Annotated in this window: 15 protein-coding genes and 1 pseudogene; 9 read left to right on the top strand and 7 right to left on the bottom strand. The window is 57.5% G+C overall.

Features of this window, described 5'->3' with window-relative positions; translation table 11 throughout:
* Window positions 1-111: 111 nt before the first annotated feature.
* Window positions 112-2,541 carry a glucose/quinate/shikimate family membrane-bound PQQ-dependent dehydrogenase gene (locus QE435_RS06830; protein ID WP_349040722.1) on the bottom strand — a complete coding sequence of 810 codons (2,430 nt, stop codon included), beginning with the start codon at window positions 2,539-2,541 and terminating at the stop codon, window positions 112-114.
* 531 nt (window positions 2,542-3,072) lie between these two features.
* Here QE435_RS06830 and QE435_RS06825 point away from each other — a divergent pair.
* The 3 genes from QE435_RS06825 to QE435_RS06815 all read left to right on the top strand — a co-directional run bounded on the left by QE435_RS06825 (window position 3,073) and on the right by QE435_RS06815 (window position 8,505).
* Window positions 3,073-5,361: an NADP-dependent malic enzyme gene (locus tag QE435_RS06825; protein ID WP_349040721.1), complete on the top strand. Its 2,289-nt coding sequence runs from the start codon at window positions 3,073-3,075 to the stop codon at window positions 5,359-5,361.
* Between the two features lie 170 nt (window positions 5,362-5,531).
* Window positions 5,532-7,109, top strand: a complete 1,578-nt coding sequence (locus QE435_RS06820) for a glycosyltransferase family 39 protein (RefSeq protein ID WP_349040720.1) — start codon at window positions 5,532-5,534, stop codon at window positions 7,107-7,109.
* 133 nt (window positions 7,110-7,242) lie between these two features.
* Complete coding sequence (locus QE435_RS06815; protein ID WP_349040719.1) at window positions 7,243-8,505, top strand: FAD-binding oxidoreductase; 1,263 nt, start codon at window positions 7,243-7,245, stop codon at window positions 8,503-8,505.
* Between the two features lie 112 nt (window positions 8,506-8,617).
* On the opposite strand, the gene QE435_RS06810 is transcribed toward QE435_RS06815, so the two are convergent.
* From QE435_RS06810 to QE435_RS06800, 3 genes are all read right to left on the bottom strand, one after another.
* A complete protein-coding gene (locus tag QE435_RS06810; protein ID WP_349040718.1) occupies window positions 8,618-9,565 on the bottom strand; it encodes a substrate-binding domain-containing protein in 948 nt (315 codons plus the stop codon).
* Window positions 9,566-9,697: 132 nt separating this feature from the next.
* A complete protein-coding gene (locus tag QE435_RS06805; RefSeq protein ID WP_349041147.1) occupies window positions 9,698-10,711 on the bottom strand; it encodes an ABC transporter permease in 1,014 nt (337 codons plus the stop codon).
* A 63-nt stretch (window positions 10,712-10,774) separates the two neighbouring features.
* Window positions 10,775-12,295 carry a sugar ABC transporter ATP-binding protein gene (locus QE435_RS06800; protein ID WP_349040717.1) on the bottom strand — a complete coding sequence of 507 codons (1,521 nt, stop codon included), beginning with the start codon at window positions 12,293-12,295 and terminating at the stop codon, window positions 10,775-10,777.
* Window positions 12,296-12,456: 161 nt separating this feature from the next.
* Here QE435_RS06800 and QE435_RS06795 point away from each other — a divergent pair, with 161 nt between their 5' ends.
* Complete coding sequence (locus QE435_RS06795) at window positions 12,457-13,500, top strand: LacI family DNA-binding transcriptional regulator (RefSeq protein WP_349040716.1); 1,044 nt, start codon at window positions 12,457-12,459, stop codon at window positions 13,498-13,500.
* A 28-nt stretch (window positions 13,501-13,528) separates the two neighbouring features.
* Here QE435_RS06795 and QE435_RS06790 read toward each other — a convergent pair whose 3' ends face one another.
* Window positions 13,529-13,798 (bottom strand): DUF6074 family protein, encoded by a 270-nt coding sequence (locus QE435_RS06790; RefSeq protein ID WP_306928331.1) that lies wholly within the window; start codon window positions 13,796-13,798, stop codon window positions 13,529-13,531.
* A 341-nt stretch (window positions 13,799-14,139) separates the two neighbouring features.
* Between QE435_RS06790 and QE435_RS06785 the strand changes: the two genes are divergently transcribed.
* Both QE435_RS06785 and QE435_RS06780 read left to right on the top strand, forming a co-directional pair.
* Window positions 14,140-14,430, top strand: coding sequence for an exopolysaccharide production repressor protein (locus tag QE435_RS06785; protein ID WP_309770133.1), 291 nt, complete (start codon window positions 14,140-14,142; stop codon window positions 14,428-14,430).
* A 128-nt stretch (window positions 14,431-14,558) separates the two neighbouring features.
* The gene (locus QE435_RS06780; protein WP_349040715.1) at window positions 14,559-15,548 is read left to right on the top strand and encodes a glycosyltransferase family 2 protein; all 990 of its coding nucleotides are present in this window, start codon (window positions 14,559-14,561) and stop codon (window positions 15,546-15,548) included.
* Between the two features lie 23 nt (window positions 15,549-15,571).
* On the opposite strand, the gene QE435_RS06775 is transcribed toward QE435_RS06780, so the two are convergent.
* The gene (locus QE435_RS06775) at window positions 15,572-16,525 is read right to left on the bottom strand and encodes a polysaccharide pyruvyl transferase family protein (RefSeq protein WP_349040714.1); all 954 of its coding nucleotides are present in this window, start codon (window positions 16,523-16,525) and stop codon (window positions 15,572-15,574) included.
* A 52-nt stretch (window positions 16,526-16,577) separates the two neighbouring features.
* Window positions 16,578-17,543 (bottom strand): glycosyltransferase, encoded by a 966-nt coding sequence (locus QE435_RS06770; protein WP_349040713.1) that lies wholly within the window; start codon window positions 17,541-17,543, stop codon window positions 16,578-16,580.
* Between the two features lie 120 nt (window positions 17,544-17,663).
* Here QE435_RS06770 and QE435_RS06765 point away from each other — a divergent pair.
* From QE435_RS06765 to QE435_RS06755, 3 genes and pseudogenes are all read left to right on the top strand, one after another.
* A pseudogene (locus tag QE435_RS06765) lies at window positions 17,664-19,149 on the top strand (lipopolysaccharide biosynthesis protein).
* Between the two features lie 356 nt (window positions 19,150-19,505).
* Entirely contained in the window at window positions 19,506-20,654 is a 1,149-nt protein-coding gene (locus QE435_RS06760) for an acyltransferase (protein ID WP_349040712.1), read from the top strand.
* A gap of 3 nt (window positions 20,655-20,657) precedes the next feature.
* The gene (locus tag QE435_RS06755) at window positions 20,658-21,446 is read left to right on the top strand and encodes a glycoside hydrolase family 16 protein (RefSeq protein WP_349040711.1); all 789 of its coding nucleotides are present in this window, start codon (window positions 20,658-20,660) and stop codon (window positions 21,444-21,446) included.
* Window positions 21,447-21,451: the final 5 nt, after the last annotated feature.

Raw genomic sequence — 21,451 nt, 5'->3', positions numbered from 1 at the left:
TCTCCAAACGTCACGTTGCGATTGAGGTTCCACCTGGTTCTCAGCGGTCTTCTACGCAAAAACCCGGGATCGCTCCCGGGTTTTGCTTTTCTTCATGGTCTCACACTGCGATCATTTCGGCAATGCATAGGCAATGACGTAATCGCCGCGATCGGGTGACTGGCGTGCGCCGCCCGCCGAGATGACGATATACTGCTTACCAGTCTTGGGTGACTTGTAGCTCATCGGACCGCCCTGGCTGCCGACGGGAAGACGGGCTTTCCAGACTTCCTTGCCGGTCGCGGTGTCGAAGGCGCGCAGATAGTAATCCTGCGTGCCGGCGATGAAGACGAGGCCGCCCTGTGTGGCGAGCGTGCCGCCCAGTGTGGGCATACCGATTGGGATCGGAAGGCCCATCTTGATCCCCAGCGGACCGGTATCTTCCACCGTGCCAACAGGAACCTGCCACTTGATCTGCTGCGTCTTCATATCGATGGCTGTCATCGTGCCATAGGGCGGAGCCTGGCAAGGAATGCCGACCGCAGACAGGAAGCGGTTTTTATCGACCGCGTAAGGCGTTCCCTTCATCGGCACGAGGCCCATGCCGGTATTGACGCTTTCGCCACCGCTTGCCGTTGCCTTGGTCGGGGCGGCTTCCTTCATCTGGATCCACAGGCCAAGCCGCATGTCGTTGACGAAGATGGTGTTCGTCGTCGGATCGGTCGAAAGACCACCCCAGTTCATGCCGCCGAGCGAACCCGGGAAGCTGAGCGACAGGTCAGTGCCCGGCGCCGTATAAAGGCCCTCATAGCGCATGCCCTTGAAAGCGATTCGGCATAGAAGCTGATCGAATGGTGTCGCGCCCCACATATCCGCTTCGGTAAGGGTCTGCGCACCGATCTGCGGCATGCCGACGGAGCGCGGCTGCGTTGGCGCATAGCGCTCATTCGGAATGTTGGCCGGCTTGACCGGAACCTCTTCCACCTTCGTCAAAGGCTGACCGGTGGCGCGGTCGAGAACATAGAGCTGTCCAGCCTTGGTGCCGAAGACCAGCGCAGGTACTGTCGTGCCATCCGCCTTAGGGAAATCGATGAAGCTTGGCTGCATCGGTACGTCGAAATCCCAGAGGTCGTTATGAACCGTCTGGTAGACCCACTTCTCACGACCCGTCGTTGCATCGAGCGCCAGCATCGATGCGCCGTATTTATGATCGAGCGGCGTGCGCGTGGCGCCATAAAGATCGACCGACGGGCTGCCGACCGGCATGTAGACCGTGTTCCGATCCGGGTCATAGGACATGGATGCCCAGACATTCGGCGTCGAGCGCGTATAGGTCTGGCCTTCAGGGGGTAGCTTGGTGATTTCAGGATTGCCCGGGTCGAAGGCCCAGCGAAGTTCACCCGTGATCACGTCGAAGCCGCGCATGACGCCGCCCGGCATATCCACTTGGACGTTATCGGCAATACGTCCGCCGACGACGACCGTCGTGCCTGCAAGCGTTGGCGCGGAAGTGAGAACATATTGCGGGTCGGGCGCATTACCAAGCCCGATCTTGAGATCGACGCGACCATTCGTACCGAAATCGGGGCAAAACGCGCCGGTATCGGCATCGAGCGCGATCAGTTCGGCCGTGATCGTGTTCATCAAAATGCGGCGCTGGCAAAGCGCACCATCGGCCACGACCGCGGGCGTCACAGGCGTCGAGCCAGGTGCCGTTGGCTGCTGCAAAGGTGCCTTTGCATCGAAATAGGCAAGACCGCGGCAACGCATCCAGACGGACGACTTGGCGTTGATCTCGGTTTTCCACTTTTCAGTTCCGGTATCGGCATCGAGCGCGATGACATTATTGTGCGGTGTGCAGAGGAAAACCGTGTCGCCAACCTGCAGCGGTGTTTCCTGGTCTTCGGCACCATTCGCGCCGGGGCTGATCGGCGTATCGCCGGTGTGGTAAGTCCATGCGACCTTGAGGTCTTTGACATTGTCGCGGGTAATATCGTCAAGAGCGACGAAACGGCTGCCGCCTGACGTATTGCCGTAGTGCTCCCAGTTCTTCTGCTCCTTGTCAGCCGTTACCGGCGTCAGTTGAGCCACCTCACCCTTGAAGGCGACGGTCGGATGGGCCACGAACATTCCAGCAAAACCAGCGCCGGAGGCGATGGCTAGAATGGCAGCAATGGCAAAAGACGAGCCATAGGCTGGCGTCTTGCCCTGGGCGCGCCGCAACAGCGGAGAGGAGAGCGCCACCACAGTGGCCCCGACGCTGATCGCCAGCAGGCGGGAGATCAAGGGCCAGAAATGCAAGCCTGCCTCCCAGACCGCCCAGATGCCGGTCGCGATGAAAACCAGACCGAAGAGAAGCGCGCCTGCAGGTTTGCGAAGAAGGATCAGCAGACCCGAAACGACAAGCACGACACCTGCCGTCACGAAATACGGGCTGCCACCGAGCGCAACGAGCTTGCCGCCGCCGATGGCGAAGAACAAACCTGCGGCAAGGACGACCGCGCCCAGTACCAGCAGCCACAATCTGGCTGGAAGTGAAAGTGAATTTGACGATTTACTCATGAAATCAATGTCCAATTTGAGAGCCGGCAGAAAGGCCAGGCTCAATGATCGTTCAGTATCCGGCAACGCCGGGACAGACCGCAGGAATTATGGCGATGCCAAACCTCAATGAGGATTGCATTACTGAACAGGAGAGAGCGATGGGGACGGCGTCCGACAGAATTGTCATATCGATCCATTCAATGCAGATACAACCGGTGTTTTGACCGGCAGTCAACGACCAGAATAAATCCTCCCCGGCACGGATGCACCTACTTAAACCAGTATCGGCACCCAGACCTTAACCTGGGGTATAACGCCGCATCGGCACTCGAGCAATCGGTGTTCCGCACTTTATCCACATAGCGCGGTAGAGCAGACTGCTCGGCATATCACCAAGTATTCCCAATTAATCGATTGAATCGCCTTACGATGTCGTCGCCTTCAGTTTTGCTGCACTGAACAACATTCGGACCTTGGCATGCTCGCGAAAAATACAATAACTACGGCAGAGATTTTATACGGTTGATAGACGGAAAGTACCCAAAGCTCATGTCAGACGCGCCAAAGAACCCCAGCACAAGAACATCGGTTACGGATCAGGAAGCCCTGGATTTCCACTCGGAAGGCCGCCCCGGCAAGCTGGAAATCGTTCCGACAAAGCCGATGGCAACGCAGCGGGATTTGTCGCTGGCCTACTCCCCCGGTGTCGCAGTACCGGTGAAGGCGATCGCTGAGAACCCCGCCACAGCCTATGATTACACCACGCGTGGTAACATGGTGGCGGTCATTTCCAACGGGACTGCCATCCTCGGCCTTGGAAACCTTGGAGCGCTGGCGTCCAAGCCGGTGATGGAAGGAAAGTCCGTCCTTTTCAAGCGCTTTGCCGATGTCGACTCCATCGATCTGGAAGTCGACACGGAAGATGCTGACGCCTTCATCAATTGCGTGCGCTATCTCGGGCCCTCCTTTGGCGGCATCAACCTCGAAGATATCAAGGCGCCGGAATGTTTCATCATCGAAAGCCGTCTGCGCGAACTCATGGACATTCCGGTGTTCCATGACGATCAGCACGGCACTGCCATTATTGCCGCTGCTGGCCTTATCAACGCCATTGAACTGACGGGGCGCGACTTCAACAACACGAAGCTGGTCTGCAACGGCGCCGGTGCGGCAGCGATCGCCTGCATGGACCTCATCAAGGCCATGGGCTTCAACCCCGCCAACATTATCATGTGCGACACGAAAGGCGTCATCTATCAGGGCCGCACCGAGGGCATGAATCAATGGAAGTCGGCTCATGCGACGAAGACCGACAGCCGCACGCTCGCGGAAGCGATGAAGGGTGCGGATGTGGTCTTCGGCCTTTCGCAGAAAGGCGCCTTCACTGAAGAGATGATCAGGTCCATGGCACCGAAGCCGATCATCTTCGCCATGGCCAATCCCGATCCGGAAATCACACCGGAAGAAGTGTCGCGCATTCGCGACGACGCCATCATGGCGACGGGCCGCTCGGATTATCCAAACCAGGTCAACAACGTTCTCGGCTTCCCTTACATCTTCCGCGGCGCGCTGGATGTTCGTGCACGCCAGATCAATGACGAGATGAAGATCGCAGCAGCCCAGGCGCTTGCCGATCTTGCGCGCGAAGACGTGCCCGACGATGTGGCCGCAGCCTATCAGGGCAACCGCCCCCGCTTCGGGCCGCAATACATCATCCCTGTTCCCTTCGACCCACGCCTGATTTCGGCGATCCCCGTCGCCGTTGCAAAGGCTGCGATCGAGACCGGCGTTGCCCGCCGCGTCCTGCCCGATCTCGATGCCTACGCCCGCGAACTATCTGCACGCCGCGACCCCATGGCATCCACCACGCAGCGTCTCTACGAACGGATCCGCCGCTCGCCAAAGCGCGTGGTCTTTGCCGAAGCCGAAGAAGAACAGGTCATGCGCGCCGCGATCTCGTTCACCGCGCAAGGACTTGGCACCGCCATCCTTCTTGGGCGCGACGACATCATCAAGGCCAATGCCGAGCGCGCCGGCATCGATCTCGACCGTCCGAACATCAAAATCACCAATGCGCGACTTTCCGAGCGGGTCGATTCCTACATCGATTACCTCTACGCCCGCCTGCAGCGCAAAGGCTTGCTGCTGCGCGACGTCCAGCGACTGATCCACAATGACCGAAACCATTTTGCGTCCTGCATGGTGGCGATGGGCGATGCGGACGCGATGGTCACCGGCACGACGCGCAACTACTCCACAGCCCTTGAAGATGTGCGCCGGTGTATCGACGTCAAGCCCGGTCATCGCGTGATCGGCGTGTCTCTCGTCGTCTCGCGCAATCGCACCGTCTTTGTCGCGGATACGGCCGTTCACGACATGCCGTCGGCCGAAGACCTGGCGGATATTGCAGAAGAAGCGGCAGGACTGGCGCGGCGTTTCGGCTACGAGCCGCGCGTTGCGATGCTTGCCTATTCCACCTTCGGCCACCCGACCGGTGAACGCTCCGACAAGGTTCGCGAAGCGGTGCGTATTCTCGACAAGCGCAATGTGAAATTCGAAGTGGACGGTGAAATGGCGGCAGACATCGCCCTCAACCACCACAAAATGCAGAGCCAGTATCCGTTCGCGCGGCTGTCTGGACCGGCGAATGTTCTGGTGATGCCCGCCATCCACTCCGCATCGATCTCAACAAAGATGCTGCAGGAGCTTGGCGGCGCTACCGTGATCGGGCCTCTGCTGGTCGGTCTCGATAAATCGGTCCAGATCACCGCCATGGGTGCCAAGGACAGCGATATCGTCAACATGGCCGCCATTGCTGCCTATAACGCCGGACGTTAATGCCAAAGGGTGCCCGGTGCGCCGGGCATCCTCGCTCCGCAAGCGATCCTCTGGAATTTTCTGTCTCGACGCTGCGATTTTTCACGAGCAAAATAATTAGACCGTGCTAAAACGCGCCCGCAAACATTCGCCGATCTGGCGGATGCGGATGACGAATAGTTGGATCCACAATGGCACTCTGCACATCCTTGGATCAAAGAGCGTCGGGCATAAGCGGTCTCTACAGACAACTCTCCCGCTCTCTGGTGAAAAATCCGAACACGGTGATTGCCCTTTTTGGCGTCTACTTTCTCGTTCAGGTCGCGGTTCGGCTCCTGCTGCCACCGGCGCTACGCATAGACGAAGCGCAACAGGTGCTGTTTGCCCAGTGGCTGGCGCTCGGCTATGACGCACAGCCGCCGCTCTATAACTGGTATCAGCAAGCGATCTTTGCGATTTTCGGCACGTCCATGCTGGGTCTTGCGGTCGCAAAGAACCTCGTTCTTTTCCTGGTCTTCGCTACCTATGTGAAGCTTGCGGACCTCGTTTTGAAAGAGAAGTCTCTGATCCTGGTAGCGTCTTTGGCGTTTTTCTTTAGCCCTCAACTGTTCTGGCAAGCGCAGCGCGATTTGACCCACACGACGATGTTGATGCTGACCAGTCTCTGGTCGATTTATCTGAGCGTGCGGCTTCTCCAGAAACCGACCACCATGGGCTACATACTGACCGGGGTTGCGGTCGGCTTGGGGATGCTGTCGAAATACAACTTCATCCTCATTCTTCCGGCCATCTTTCTTGCCGTCTGGCTTCATCCGAAAGGCCGCGAGCGCATCTTTGACTGGCGCATTCTGTTGACGGTTGGAATCAGCCTCGTTGTCTTCCTGCCGCATTCGATCTGGCTTTTCGAAAACCTGCAATTTGCGTCGGATGTGACACTCAGACGGATGGCGGAAGAAGCGCCTGAAAGCCGGTGGATGCAAATCCTGACCGGTATCACACACGTTTTTTCAGGCTCTGCCATCGTGATGATCCTGCCTTTACTGGTACTCTTCGCGTCGCGTGGAAAGCAGGCAGGCACCAGAACCGACGAACAACAGGCTTCGCCCTGGCTTCGTTTCTTCCTCCATTACTTCATCGCGCTTTCGGCGGTTCTCCTCATCGTCATCGTAGCAACGACAATGACGGAGGTAAGGGACAGATGGTTGCTCCCGCTCGTTATGCCTTTCCCGATCCTCGCGGCTCTATGGCTTGAACAGAGGTCGTTTGATCCGACCGTTTTCGTCAAGAAAGTTCTACCCGTCTGCCTCGTCGTCATGGCCATTTTACCTGTTGCTTTGATTGGCTCCGTGCCGGTCCAGGCGATGCTCGGCAAGATATCCAGGTCCAACAACGACTGGCAGGTCTTCCGGCAGCATCTTCAAGAGAAGGGGATCTCGCCCTCTCTCATCGTGACATCCGACTGGTACACAGGTGGAAATCTGCGTTTCATCTTCCCCGACACCAAGGTTGCCACCACCACCTACGACGACTTCGATCCCACCTTCGCGCTGACGAGCGATCATCCTGTACTGTTTGTCTGGGTCACAGGGCGCGATCAGTCGGCTGGTATGGTGGATTGGCTGCAGGCTCAAATGGGTGTGACGTTGAGGAACATCAGCCTCAACACATTCGAGGCGCCGATGTACTTTCCGGTCGACGGCAAGATGCAGAGGTTCAGCTACGTTTTGATCACACCGGACAATGTGGAAAAATCACCGAAGCAGCCTTGAAGCAGGATATGACCGTCTTCAAATCCTGGGCCGGATAGCACGTGGCACACGCCAGTCGACAAACAATATCCAATAATGTTAGGCAAGCGACGGATTTGCGATCGGCGCTTATCTCGTTCGGAATGGATGAGACATGGATAGAAACGGCTCTCTGGGCAAATGTGAAGTGCTGGTCATCGGCACAGGAATCGTCGGCGTCATGTCGGCGCTCTATTTGCAGAATGAAGGTAAGTCAGTCACGTTTCTGGAGCGCGGCGAGATAGCCCGCGGCGCGAGTGCCGGCAACGCCGGAATCCTCGCTTTTCCCGAAATCATCCCCATGCCCGCGCCCGGCATCATGAAGAAGGCGCCGAAATGGTTGATCGATCCGCTCGGGCCGCTCAGCGTTCCGCCAGCCTATGCTATTAAGATTGCGCCCTGGCTGTGGCGCTTTTGGAAGGCAAGCTCGCAGCGGATTTTCGAACATGGCATGCGTGTGCAAACGAGGATGATGGCGCTTGCCGCATCCGAGATGCAGCAGGTGGCTGCAATGCCTGAACTGTCATCCTTCATTTCCAACACCGGCACGCTCGATCTCTACGACACGAGCGCGAGCTTCGATGCTTCGAACCATCATTGGGAAGAGAAGGCCAAAGCCGGTTTTACGTTTTCCCGGATCGGCCGCACCGAGATCGATGAGTTGCAGCCGGGCCTCGCGCCACAGTTCAAGCATGCGGTCTATACGCCCGCCGGTCTGCAAGTCAGCGACCCGCACGAATTCACCAAAGCCATAGCCGAACTGGTGATTGCGCGCGGTGCGAGCTTCAGGAAAGGCGAGGCTGTAAGGATCGAAGCGGTCGGAGAAAGCACCATCGTGACGCTTGCCAATGGCGACAAGATCGACGCTGACAAGGTGATCCTGGCAGCCGGCGCTTGGTCAAAGCCACTTGCCGCATCTCTTGGCAATGATGTTCCGTTGGAGACCGAGCGCGGCTACAACACCACCCTCCCGGTCGGCAGCTTCGATCTGAAACGCCAAATCTACTTCAACGACCACGCCTTCGTCGTCACGCCACTGTCGAGCGGCGTGCGTGTCGGGGGTGCTGTCGAACTCGGTGGCCTCGATCTTCCCCCCAATTTCCGGCGCTCTGAAGCGATGCTGAAGAAGGCGAGCCGCTTTCTGCCGGGTTTGAAAACGGAAGGCGGTCAGCAATGGATGGGGTTCCGCCCCTCGCTGCCGGACAGTCTTCCAGTGATCGGACCATCGCGCAACGCGCGTTCCGTCATCTACGCCTTTGGTCATGGCCATCTTGGCCTGACGCAATCGGCGGCCACCGCGCGTCTTGTCACGGAACTGGTCTGCGAGCGCGATACGTCGATCCCCGTCGACCCCTTCCGCGCCAATCGCTTCTCTTGAGCTGCAGCATTGTGAAGTAAAGCGACCTTGGTCCGTCCAACACGTCGCAGGGCGCTCTAAACGCAAAAGGCCCGCTTCGACAGCGGGCCTCCGGTGAAGAGCTCGATCTCGATTAGAACGGCGAATCCGGGAAGTAGAAGTCTTTCGCGTTGTCCTTCGTCACCAGCGTGGCGTCCAGGATATAGGTGCCACGAACCGGAACCTGATCGTAGAAGTTGGCAGCGGTCAATTCCATGGCAGTTGCCACCATCGACGGTGGATACAGAACGTCGACCGGGATCATCTTGTCGCCATCCATGACCTTCTTGATCATGTCCTTGGAGCCTGCACCGGCAACGACATACTGAATGTCGGTACGCTTGGCCTGCTCGATGGCCTGCAGAACACCGACAGCCATGTCGTCATCCTGGCACCATACTACGTCGATCTTCGGATATTTCGTCAGATAGTCCTGCATGACCTTGAAGGCATCGTCGCGGTTCCAGTTGCCGAACTGGCGGTCCAGAACCCTCACCTTGGAGCCCGCAATACCCTTGTCGAAACCGTCCTGGCGCTGCTGATCGATCGGGATCGGCAGGCCGCGAATGATAACGACCTCAGCATCTGGCGTCTTTTCAGCGATGTACTTGCCCGCGACTTCGCCGAGTGCCGGGTTGTTGCCGGCGACATAGAGATCGCGCACGGTATCGTCATTGACACTTGGAGCGCGGTCAACAAGGGCGACGAACTTGCCGTTGCCTTTGACTTCCTTGATGGCGTTGACCAGCGGATCAGGATCGGACGGCAGGATGACCAGCGCATCGATGCCCTGCGTCTCCAGATCCTGCACCGCATTTGCCTGCGTTGCGGCATCCGGCGAGGTCTTGACGATGACGTTGAGGCCCGGATGCTCCTGCATCAGAAGTTTGGCAACGCGTTCCGCATGGAAGACGACGCCGGATGTCCAGCCATGGTCGGCGGCCGGAATCGAAACGCCGATCGTTACTTTCTTGTCTTCTGCATGTGCTACCCCCGCCAGCGCCACCATGGCGACAGCCATTCCCAATAGTCTTTTACGCATGTGTCTTCCTCCCAACAGATAAGGTCTCGATTCCGAAGCCGGGCAACCTCTCGACCCGGTGTTTTCCGGAGCGCCTTACACCCATCAGACGGGTAGAGGCGCTCCAAGACTTTGAAAACATGCAGCGTGTTATCAGCGCTGGCGCATCAGCGACCGCTGCACCAACATGGCGATGATGATGATCGCGCCCTGGATGGCCCCGATCAGATACTCGCTGATGAAGTTGGAGAGCAGCATGATGTTGCCGACGAGCTCGAGAATGAAAGCGCCGCATATCGTGCCCCAGACGCGCCCTGCCCCGCCCTTCAGCGCCGTGCCACCGACGACGACGGCCGTAATCGCCTGCAATTCCCACATCATACCTGTCGTGGCGGATGTAGAGCCAAGGCGCGGTACGTAGAGAAGAACGGCAATTGCAACGCAAAGTCCCTGGATGACAAAGGCGATGGTGCGGACGCGGTTGACGGCGACGCCCGAATATTTGGCAACGTCGCGGTTCGATCCGACTGCGGTTACATGCCGGCCATAGCGGGTGCGGTAGAGAATGAAAGCTGCAATCGCCGTCACCGCAAGGATGACGATGATCGGGACAGGAACATCGAAGATCGTGCCGAAATAGGCAGGACGATACATGCTTTGCAACTGTGGTTCGCGCAGCGTGATTGCACCACCTTGGGACAGCCAGGTCGTCAGGCCGCGAAAAACGCCCATCGTACCAAGCGTTGCGATGAAAGGCTCGATCTTGCCGACTGTAGTGATCAGGCCGTTAGCAAGACCACAGAGCGAACCGGCAATGATGGTGAACACAATTGCCGCTGTCAGCATCAGCGCGGGATCGGTAATTATGCCGGAATTCATCAGCAGGATCATGAGACTTGCAACGAAGGCAACCATGGATCCGACCGAAAGATCGAGGTCTCCGGCAGAGATGACGAAGGTGGCGCCGACGGCGATGATCGCAATGAAAGCGCTACGGGTTGCGACATTCGCCAGATTGTTGATGCTGATGAAGTTCGGGTTGACCAGTGCGCCGACGATCAAAAGCAGCAGCAGCGCGACAAAAGGCGCCACGGCGCGCAGATCGACGTCACGAAAGGATCGAGACCGACGGACACTCTTTTCCTTGCCGTCTTCACTTACACTCATACCCACAACAGACCTCCCGTCCTGCCCCTCTTGCCTGCGATGACCCCTCTTTATCGGGTCCGTTCAGGCCGCTGTTTTTGTTTTCAATCCGGCTGCATAGCGCATGATTTCATGCTCGTTGATCTCGTCGCCCTCAAGCATGCCAACGATCCGGCCTTCGCGCATTACCGCAACGCGGGTGCAAAGCCCGATGACTTCCTGCATTTCGGAAGAGACGACGATGACCGAATGACCATCTCGCGCAAGCGCCGAGATGAAATGATAAATCTGCTGCTTGGTACCGACATCGATGCCGCGTGTCGGCTCGTCGATGATGATGATCTTCGGCTCGGTCTCCATCACCTTCGCCAACAGAAGCTTCTGCTGGTTGCCGCCGGACATGCGGCCAACCATCACATTGCCGTCGCGCACCCGAATGTCGAAGCGACGGCGCGCCTTTTCCAGCGCTCTCGCCTCACTGCCGGAACTGAGATAGCCGAAGCGGCCATGCCGGTCGAGAGATTGCAAGGTGAGATTCAGCCCCATGCCCGAGCCCAGCAACAGGCCCTTGGATTTCCGGTCCTTGGTCATATAGGCCAAACCCGCGTCGATGGATGCCTGCAGATCATGCGAAGGAAGCGTCACGCCATTGGCGTCCACCTCCCCTGCCTGCCGCGCCTTGATGCCGACGATGGCCTCCATTAACTCCGTTCGGCCTGAACCGATCAGGCCCGAGAAGCCCAGGATCTCGCCCTTGCGCAGTTCGAAGCTGGCGTCCTTCACGTAACCCGTGGAGAGACCTTTGACATTCAGCACAATCTGCTCGTCGACATCCGGCTCACGTTTTGCCGGGTAGAGGCTCGAAAGCTCGCGACCCACCATCAGTTGGGCGATTGCCTCGCCATCCAGCATCGAGGTGGGCGCGGTCTTGACCCAATGGCCGTCACGCAGGACCGTAACCCGGTCGGTCAGTTCCATCACCTCATCCAGCTTATGCGAAACGAAGACGAAGCTGGTGCCCTGGTCGCGCAGTTTTCGGACCTGCTTAAACAGATAATTCGTCTCCTCGCGGGAAAGAACAGCCGTCGGCTCATCCATGAAGACGATACGCGCTTCGCGGCTAATGGCTTTGGCGATCTCCACCATCTGCTTCTCCGCGATGGAGAGGCTCGAAATCATCGCGTCTTCATCGACATGACAGTTGAGGAGATCGAGAATGCGCCGCGTCTCAGCGCGCATGAACTTTCTGTCCAGCACGCCTAAGCGTGTCACCTCTCGACCGAGGAAGATGCTTTCCGCCACGGTCAGGTGGTCTGCAAGGTTGAATTCCTGATGAATGATGACGATGCCGAGCGCCTCCGCGGCGCCGTTCGGCGGCAGCTTCACAAGCTGCCCGTCCAGAAGAATGTCACCGGAGTTCGGCTGCTCGAAGCCGGAGAGGACCTTGACCAGCGTCGATTTACCGGCACCGTTCTCACCCATCAACGCGTGGATCTCGCCTGCCTTCAGCTCGAAATTGACGCTGAAGAGGACCTGCACCCCGTTGAACGATTTTGAAACCCTGCGTGCGCATAGCACAGCACTGCCGTTTTCGACGGTTTCCATCCACTCCTCCACGCGGCTCCCATTCCGCAACGCTGGTGTAAACCTTTACATTATTGATGTAAAGGTTTACATTCTCAGTTGTTACACAGATGTGATCAATCCATTTGACGCAACGCGCGGCGTGTGTAGTGTCCGGTCGCAGATAGACCCGAGGCTTATCTTTGTCCAATTCGCCACCAGCCACGATTGAAGACGTAGCCCGTATTGCGGAGGTATCGATTGCCACCGTATCGCGCGCCATTCACAACCCTGAAAAGGTTGCCAACTCGACGCGATTGAAGGTCAATCAGGCTATTGCCGTCACGGGCTACACCACCAATGCAGTGGCGCGTAGCTTGAGACTCGGTCGCTCGAACATGATTCTCGTGGTGGCGCCGGATATTGGCGACCCCAACTTTTCCAATATCCTCATTGGACTGGAGAATGAGGCGCGTGCCCACGGCTACGGCATATTGATCGGCCACACGCAGAACGATGCGCAGCGCGGCCTCGAATATCTGAAATTTCTCAACGCCAACCAGACGGCTGGCCTTATCCTTTTTACCGGCATTCTGCCCTTCGGCCATCAGGCGATGACGGCGCGTCTCCCGCCCAGCGTCGGCGTCTTCGAACCGATCTTCAATGGCGGCATTCCCTATGTGGGGGTCAATGACACGGCGGGCGCTCGCAAGGTCGTCGATATGCTGATCGCCGAGGGCCATGAGCAGATCGCCTTTATTGGCGATTCCAGAGTTCGCCTCGCCTATATGCGCAGACGGGCAGGCTTTGACGAAGGAATGGACGCGGCTGGTCTGCCGAAAAGTAGCCGCATGATCCTTGAGGGCGATGGTACATTGGAAAGCGGCAGGCTTGCGGTCGAGCAGCTTTTCATGCGCGACAAGTTGCCGACAGCCTTCATGTGCGTCAACGATCAGACTGCCATCGGTGTGATGATCGGCCTCTCGGCGCGCGGCTATGATGTGCCAGAGGATTTTTCGGTCACGGGCTTTGACGACATCCCGCAAGCCGTCTTCATGTCGCCGCCGCTGACGACCATTCGCCAGCCCCGCAGCGCCATCGGCAAACACGCCATGGCGCTCCTTTTGCAGCTTCTCAACAATGAAGAGCCTACAGAGCCGGAAGTGTTGCTGACACCCGATCTTGTGGTGAGAAATTCCGTTGCAGGACCTTCCCGGCGGGGCCACAAATTGCGCGACAAGAGCTAGGCGCGATCGGAGAGATCGTCAAACACTCTCAATACGTATCCCGGCGAACAGCCTCTTCCGTCTGGGATTGCGCCCAGAGTTGTGTCTGAACGGCGTTCTGAAACTCCATCACCTCATGGCGCATGGCTGTCTCGTCATATCCGAGTTCCGTCAAATGCTGAGCAAGCGCGCGGCACTCATCCCGCCAGAAACGGTTGGCTTGATCCCCGTGGAGGGTCTCCAGCATATCGACGCAACGCTGAATGTCGCGGACGCGATTTTTGACGGGAAACGCAATTACTTCGGAACGCTTGGGCACACGCACACCTGACAGCTTGAGAATCGGTTCCCAAGTTTTACGGGCTACATAGTTAACGAAGTCTGCAGACGCGAAGGGGAACCGATTATTGGCCCCTCGACGTCGCGTTTCGCTCACGCATCCTGTGACGACTACCGCACCACCACGCATTATCCGATGCGAGAATATCTCTGTTGAGAAGATTTTTACCGTGAAACCTTACGCGAATTTCACGCTTCGCGGGGTATTTGAGCCTATTACTTGGTTGAAACGATGCCAATTTGCCCATATATTTTATGGAAAAAGAACCAATGAAAAATTGTATCCCGCAGCATGGGATAGCGTCAGGCGAGGAGAGAGACATGTACGCGCCCCGCGTTTTCGTCAGCATGATCTGCGCCTTGCTGGTGTTTGCAGTGGCGACCTATTGGATCCATGGCTCGTTCTACACAACGCTGATCCAGACCGCTATCTCGCTTGTCGTCATTCAGATCTGTTACTTTATCGGTGTCGTCTTCATGGTATCGCGTGAGAAGAAGCGCATGCGCAAGACGCTGGAGTTCCAGAAGGACAGGCCTGCTTCACCCGAGCAGTCGGGCTCGGAAAACATCGCCGCTGTCAGCCGTCGCCGCCCGACGCTGAAGGACATCTGACCGCTCTCAACTAACTGAAGCGACATCGAATATATTTCGCAGGTGCGAAATAGCACTTCCCTCTCCTCATCCCTGACATGTTTTCTCTTCAGTAATCGTGGCAAATGCTGAAGAACGGGAGCAAAGTCATGGGCTCACAATCCATCTGCGTCATCATCGCGGCAAGAAACGCGTCATCGACAATCGGTGAAGCCATCCGATCGGCGCTGGCAGAGCCGGAAGTCTCCGAAGTCGTCGTCATCGACGATGCATCGACCGATGACACGTTTCAGGTTGCGAAGCACTGCGATGATCAAACCGGACGCCTGATCGTCGAGCGCTTCGATGTCAACCGTGGCCCTTCCGCCGCACGCAATCATGCGATCGGTATTTCTTCTGCACCGCTGATCAGCATCCTGGATGCCGACGACTTCTTCTTCAAGGGCCGCTTTGCCGCCATGGTGGCAGAGGATGACTGGGATCTGGTGGCAGACAACATCGCATTCATTCAACAAGGCTCACCTGCGGCTGCCAATATCGTTCCGCGACGCTTTGCGCCCCAGCATCACTTCCTGACGCTCACGGAATTTGTTGAGGGAAATATCTCAACAAGAGGCGTTGAGCGTGGTGAGACCGGCTTTCTCAAACCCGTCATTCGCCGGGCGTTTCTCGATCAGCATCGGCTTCGCTATGACGAAGCTTTGCGCCTTGGCGAAGATTACGAGCTTTACGTTCGGGCGCTCGCCTCAGGTGCGCGCTACAAGGTCATCCGCAATTGCGGTTATGGTGCCATCGTGCGCGGCAATTCCTTAAGCGGGCGACACAGCACACAGGATCTCAGGCTGCTCTACGAGGCCGATCGCAAGATCCTCGCCGACTACGCTCTTTCGGCGCAAGAGCAGGCAGTTCTCCGACAGCACGAGCGACACATTCGGGAAAAATTCGAGCTTCGTGATTTCCTCGATGCCAAGTCAACGCACGGCTTGGGCGGCGCCATGGCTCATGCTCTGCGGCGCCTTCCCGCTGTTCCTGCCATCACCAATGGGATCTGGCACGACAAGACAGCACGCTTCCGCAAGAAGCCCGCACAGCCTGCCGATATCCGCTATCTCCTGAAAGGAACGCCGCTGTCTCCCTGAAGGAGCAAGCGGCGTGTGTCACGTCAGAAGTAGTCTCGTTTGACGGTTTCGAGCACCGCCTGAAAGCGGTCCTTGCGCTCCTCCAGCCGCCCATCTGGGCTGAGGCGTGGCTCTGCACGGCTTGCCTGCCATAGCGCCAGAACAGACGGCGCTGCGAGAACCTGCTTTGCCAGCTTGCGCAACGGGCGTTGGCTCTCCGCACGAACCAGCACTTCGCCATCGTCATGAGGCGCCGCGGACGTGCGTTCAACGATGACCGGCGGCGGTGGCGGCGGAAAGCTCATGCCCCAGAACTTCGAGCCCTTCTTTGCCGCCTCTGCGCGGGTCGAGACTGGAATATAACGCGGCTCGTAAGACACGCCGACACTTCCCGCCCAGTCGCTCCATTTGAAGCTGTTGATCGATTGCGAGGTGCTGACCGCGACCCATGGAACGCGGAATGCATCGGCAAGGATCGCGCCGTGCATGGATTCGGCCACGATCATTTCCGACTGCGCGATTTGTTTGATGACGGATTTCGCCTCGCCTCTCGGATCGAGATAGGTGAGACCAGCCGGTTCGCACAGGGCCTCCCACATGCCGAACTCTGCCGATTCCCAATGAGGAACGAAGGTCTTCTTGTAGATCTTCTGGAGGTTTTGGAACTCCGGCATCTCCGTCACCATCACGGCGGGATCGATGATGCCCTTTTCAGCCGGCAATCCGAGCTTGGCGGCGGTCATTTCACCACGCACACAACGAATATCCCAGAGATCGGGGTTCGATGTATCGGGGACCGCCCCATACCCGTACCCACTGCCGATCACCAGCTTGCGCTGGCCGGGTGGAAAAAGCACATCGTTGAGAACGGTGCCGACGCCGACAAGCAGAACGTCTGGACGAACATCACGAAGCCCCGGAAGCAGGAAATCCCAGAGCCAGAGATTGAGGTCGTCGCCGAAATTCCCGTGATGGGATTCCCAATGGTAAGGTTTCATGGATTTCTCCCGAAAGAAAAAAGGGCTTGAAGGAAAGCCCGGAAAGAGACGATCACTTCGAGCGGACGATCTTGCCCGCCCCAAGTTCGAAGGCAGCACGCAAGATCGCCGGATCACGCATCATCCATTTGAACAGCAGGCCAAGCTCGGGCGCCTTGCGACGTTTCAGCTTGCCGGCCTGGCTCCAGAGCGCCTGTCTGCGCGCCGTGTTTTTGTAGGACGCGATGGAAGCCACATCGGCGGGACGTTTGGAAAAACGGCTCTGCAAGGTGTCGAGCGCAACCCATGTGTTGAACTGCTGGCGCAGGAATTCCGGCGAGGTGTTGTCGATACTATGGAAGATGTTCACACCCATGCCGCGCGCGGCACCGGCATCGTCGCATAGAAGCGTGCGCTTGGATGCGAGGATGCAATCGCAGAAGAAGAGCACGTCTTCGGCCGCTAGGCGAAGGGCGGGATCGAAGCGGATCTTTTCAAACAGCGGCCTGCCGATGACCATGCAGGACAGATGGAGGAAACTCCAGTTGCGCAGCATGACGCTTGCAAGATCGGGCAGCTCTATGACACGCGGTGATTCGCTCAAGCGCGCGGCACCCTCGTTCTTCTCGAGTTCCGACATGGCGAAGTGGTAATAGAACTCGTCGCTTGCCTGCATCGACGCCCAGTAGCATTCGCCTTCGAACTCATCGAGGCTGAGCTCAGCATTTTTCAAATGCTCCGGCGTCCAGATATCGTCCGAATCAAGAAAGGCCACATAACGCGTTTCGGCGGGCACATGATCGAGCCCTGTATTGCGCGCGCCACCCGGACCGGCATTCGCCTGCTTCACCACCTTGATGCGGTTTTTCTGCTCGTCGCTCAGCTCTGCCAGTTCATTTTCAATGGGATAAGGCGATTCGTCGTCGACAATGACGAGATCGAAATCCTGGCATTCCTGCGAGAAAACCGATGCGAGCGCTCGGCCAAGTATGCCATGCTTCTTCTGGTAGTATGGAATAACGACTGTAAATTTCGCCATTGTTTCGCCCCTTGTTTCATCAAGAAGTGTCGGGCCCGCCGTAGACTTACGGCCCCGATGAGTGGCAACCCTCCCGCCGGCTCCACGATTTTTGCCGGCCTCCAGACACAGGATGGACCCATGCCTCCAGCCCCAAGCGTCAAAACCATCACGGCCAATGTCGGGTGGAGCGTGTTATCAAAGACAGGCACATTCGGGCTTAAATTTGTCACAGTCCCGATTCTTGCACGTTTGCTGACCCCGGAAGAATTCGGCGTCGTCGCTGTCGGACTCACGGTCGTGCAATTTTTGACGATGATTGCAGGCGCTGGCCTGACCTCCGCTCTGATTGTGGAAAAGGAAGAGGATATGGATACGATCCATACCGTCTTCTGGGCCAATCTGGCAATTTCCTGCACCATGGCTGCGATCCTTTACTTTGGCGCGGAGTTCTTCGGTGGTCTGCTGGGTGCGGTGGAAAGCGCCTATCTGCTGCGCATCATGGCCTTTCTCATTCCCCTGCAACTGGCAGGCGATGTGGCTTATTCGCTTCTGGCGCGGCGGATGAATTTCAGCAAGGACGCCATTTGGAGCATGACGTCGGAAAGCGCCGCCGCCATCATTGCCGTCGTGCTGGCCTTTGCCGGCTTTGGGGTGTGGGCTCTGATCATCCAGCTTTTCGCCGCAGCACTGATCCGGCTCGTCGGGCTCTACGCCGTGTCACGCTATACGCCGCGCCTCGTCATGAAGCCAAAGCGGCTGATCCCTTTGCTCGGCTTCAGTTCGGGCCTGATGGGCTCGGAGATCGCCAACTTCGTCACCTTTCAATCGCCGATGGTGATCATCGCCCGCTATCTCGGGCTTGCCGACGCTGGCGCATACTCCGCGTCCAATCGCTTCGCCAGCATTCCCAACCAGGTTGTGCTCTCGGCGGTGATGGGCGTTCTCTTCCCCGCCTTCAGCCGCATGATGGACGACCGGCAGCGGCGGCGCGAAGCGCTGATGTTCAGCACGCAGGTATTGACCGTCATCCTGGCACCGATGATGTTCGGCCTTTGGGCGGTGGCAGAACCGGCAATGCTGGTGATCTTCGGTCAGAACTGGGCCTATGCCTGGCCGGTGCTCGGCCTGCTTGCCCTGTCGAAAGCCATCCTCACCCCATGCAGCACTTTCATTCCCTATCTGAAGGGTGCCGGCTATGGGCGTGTGCATTTTCTGGTCCGCCACGATCCGTGCCGTCGTCACCACTGCTGCGGTCTGGGTTGCCGCGGTTTATGGCTCGCTGATCGACGCGATGATCTGGCTCTGCATCGTCAATGCCGCGACGCTCATTGCCTATTCCTGGGCCGTGTTCAAGGCGAGCGAAACACCCTTCTTCTCGGGCCTCTATGTCAGCAGCCGGCCGATGATTTCGGCCTTCATCATGGCCCTTGCGGTCCGCTACATTCTGCAATGGATGGGCGCCTCGCTTCCGCATGCCTATATGCAGGTGCTCGTCGGCGCTGTCGCCGGCGGCGTAATCTACGGTGTTTTGATCCTGCTGACCGAGCGCGCGCTTTTGCGCAAAATCATCGGTCTGGTGAGATCGCGCAAAGACCAAGGCGCACCTGCACCCGTCGCCAGCTGACAATGAACCGCATCTGACCATCAAAGCGACTCTGTCCAAAAAGCGACGAAGAGAATAAGGCGCATCGCAGAGTTATTTTGCGATGCAGCATAACAGCTTGCCTCTTCTCCACAGGACCAATGCTTCAGCATGCCGGAACGAATGAAGCTTAAGCGTCAATAAAATCATACACTTAATAAAGACGCCTATTTTAGCAAATCAGCATCCAGACATTTACCCCTGATATCTTGCGGCGCGATTTTCCCGCGCTGCCACATTTTGCCCTCAACTGAAAACCAAACTTTTGCTCACGGGCTTCAAGTTCGCTCTGTGTGAAACGCGGTGAGGGGAGACACCGCCCAACTAGGGTAACTGATGTGACTGTTGATCAGAACCTATCGTCCCGTATCAATTTGATGCGCATAATTTTGATATCCGGCATCGTGTTCGTTCACGTTCCGCACGATCCGGAGACAAGTCCGTTTCTGGGTCTATACGGATTTTTTGATTGGTTCCGGGTGTTCCTTGGTGATGCCCTGTTCCGCATTGGTGTGCCGTGCCTGAGCGCGATTTCCGGCTATCTGCTGTTCCGGCGTGGCTGGAGCGCCTTCAACTATCCGGCAACGATCAAGTCCAAGACCAAGACCGTGCTTCTGCCATTCCTGCTGTGGAATGGCGGGCTTTTCATTGCGGTCATGCTGCTTCAGCGCGCAGGTATTGGTGTTGGCTATTTTCCTGACCTGTGGAACGCCAGCCCGCGCGAAATGCTAAGCCATGGCGTTGCAGTGGAAGAATTGCCCGTCAATGTGCCGCTCTATTTCCTCCGCGATCTCTTCGTCTGCATTTTGCTGTCGCCGCTTCTGGCGATTCTCGTTCGTCGCTTCGCTTTGCCGACGCTGGCCATTCTATTGCTGCTGACCGCAATCCCCGACCTCAGCCTGCTGATCGTGCAGAAGAAATCGATCCTGTTCAGTTTCACACTTGGCATTGCGCTCGCTCTTCACAAGATCGACCTGAAGATGCTCGACCCTTACGCCAAGTCCCTGACGGTGGGAACGCTGATCGTCGCCGCCGGGCTTGCCACGGCGCTTTATTGGACAGGCCCGGAATTCACATTCGGTCTTAATCTCTTGCGCAATCTTCTGGCTGTCTTCGGCGTTCTTGGTTTCTGGGTGGCATCGTCCCTGCTCGTGCAGAACCGGCTTGGCCAGCGTCTATCGCAAACCGGTAGCCTGAGCTTCTGGATATTCTGCGCCCATTATCCGCTCCTCGTCATCCTCTGGATGGTCTGGAACAAGGGTGACCTCGACTTCTATCCCGCCTTCTATATCGGCGCAGTGGCTTTGACCTTCCTGCTCCTGATCATCACCAATGCGCAGGTCCGCGCACGGCTACCCGCTCTCTACGCGGTCTTAACCGGTAGTCGCAGCGGCAAGCCCAAACCTCTTTCTCATCACGACGCGGTGGAACCTATCGCCGCCAGCCAGTCTTCTGCCAATCCCGCCTATTCACAACGACGGAGGTAACCGATGACCTACCCCGCCCTATGTCAGCCGCGCATCATCGCTGCCGCATTGATCGCTATCACGTCTGCCACATCTCCAGCCTTGTCTCAGGAAGAGAACGGCAAGTCCTTCATCGAAAACTTCGACAGCATGGACCGCTCCTTCTGGTACGTTTCGGATGGGTGGAACAACGGCCCGCACCAGAACTGCACATGGTCCAAGAAGCTGGTGGCCTTCGAAGATGGGCATCTGCAACTGGGCTTCAGCAACGAAAAGCTTGGAGACCGCAACTATTCCTGCGGAGAAATCCAGACCAAGGGCCGCTATCGCTACGGCACCTATGAAGCGCGGATCAAGACCGCACCGGGTTCAGGGTTGAATTCGGCATTCTTCACCTATATCGGGCCAACCGATAAGAAGCCGCATGACGAGATCGACATGGAAATCCTGGGCAAGGACAGCAATCAGGTCCAGTTGAACCAGTATGTGTCGGCAAAGGGTGGCAATGAAAAGCTGGTGGATGTGCCGGGTGGTGCAGACAAAGGCTTCAATGACTACGCCTTCGTTTGGGAGCCTCAGCGGCTGCGTTACTACGTGAACGGCAAGATGGTTCATGAGGTTACCGACCCATCGAAGATCCCGCAGAACGCGCAGAAGATATTCTTCAGCCTTTGGGGCACCGACACGCTGAAAAGCTGGATGGGCAAGTTCGATTATTCCGGCCCCGTCACGATGCAGGTCGATCGCTTCGCTTTCACCGCACTCGGGGACAAGTGCCAGTTTTCGGAATCCGTCGCCTGCCAAACCAACTGATGCAT

It is taken from the genome of Agrobacterium sp. SORGH_AS 787 (assembly GCF_030819035.1).
GTDB lineage: Bacteria > Pseudomonadota > Alphaproteobacteria > Rhizobiales > Rhizobiaceae > Agrobacterium > Agrobacterium larrymoorei_B.
This window is presented reverse-complemented; position numbering and strand designations above follow the sequence as displayed.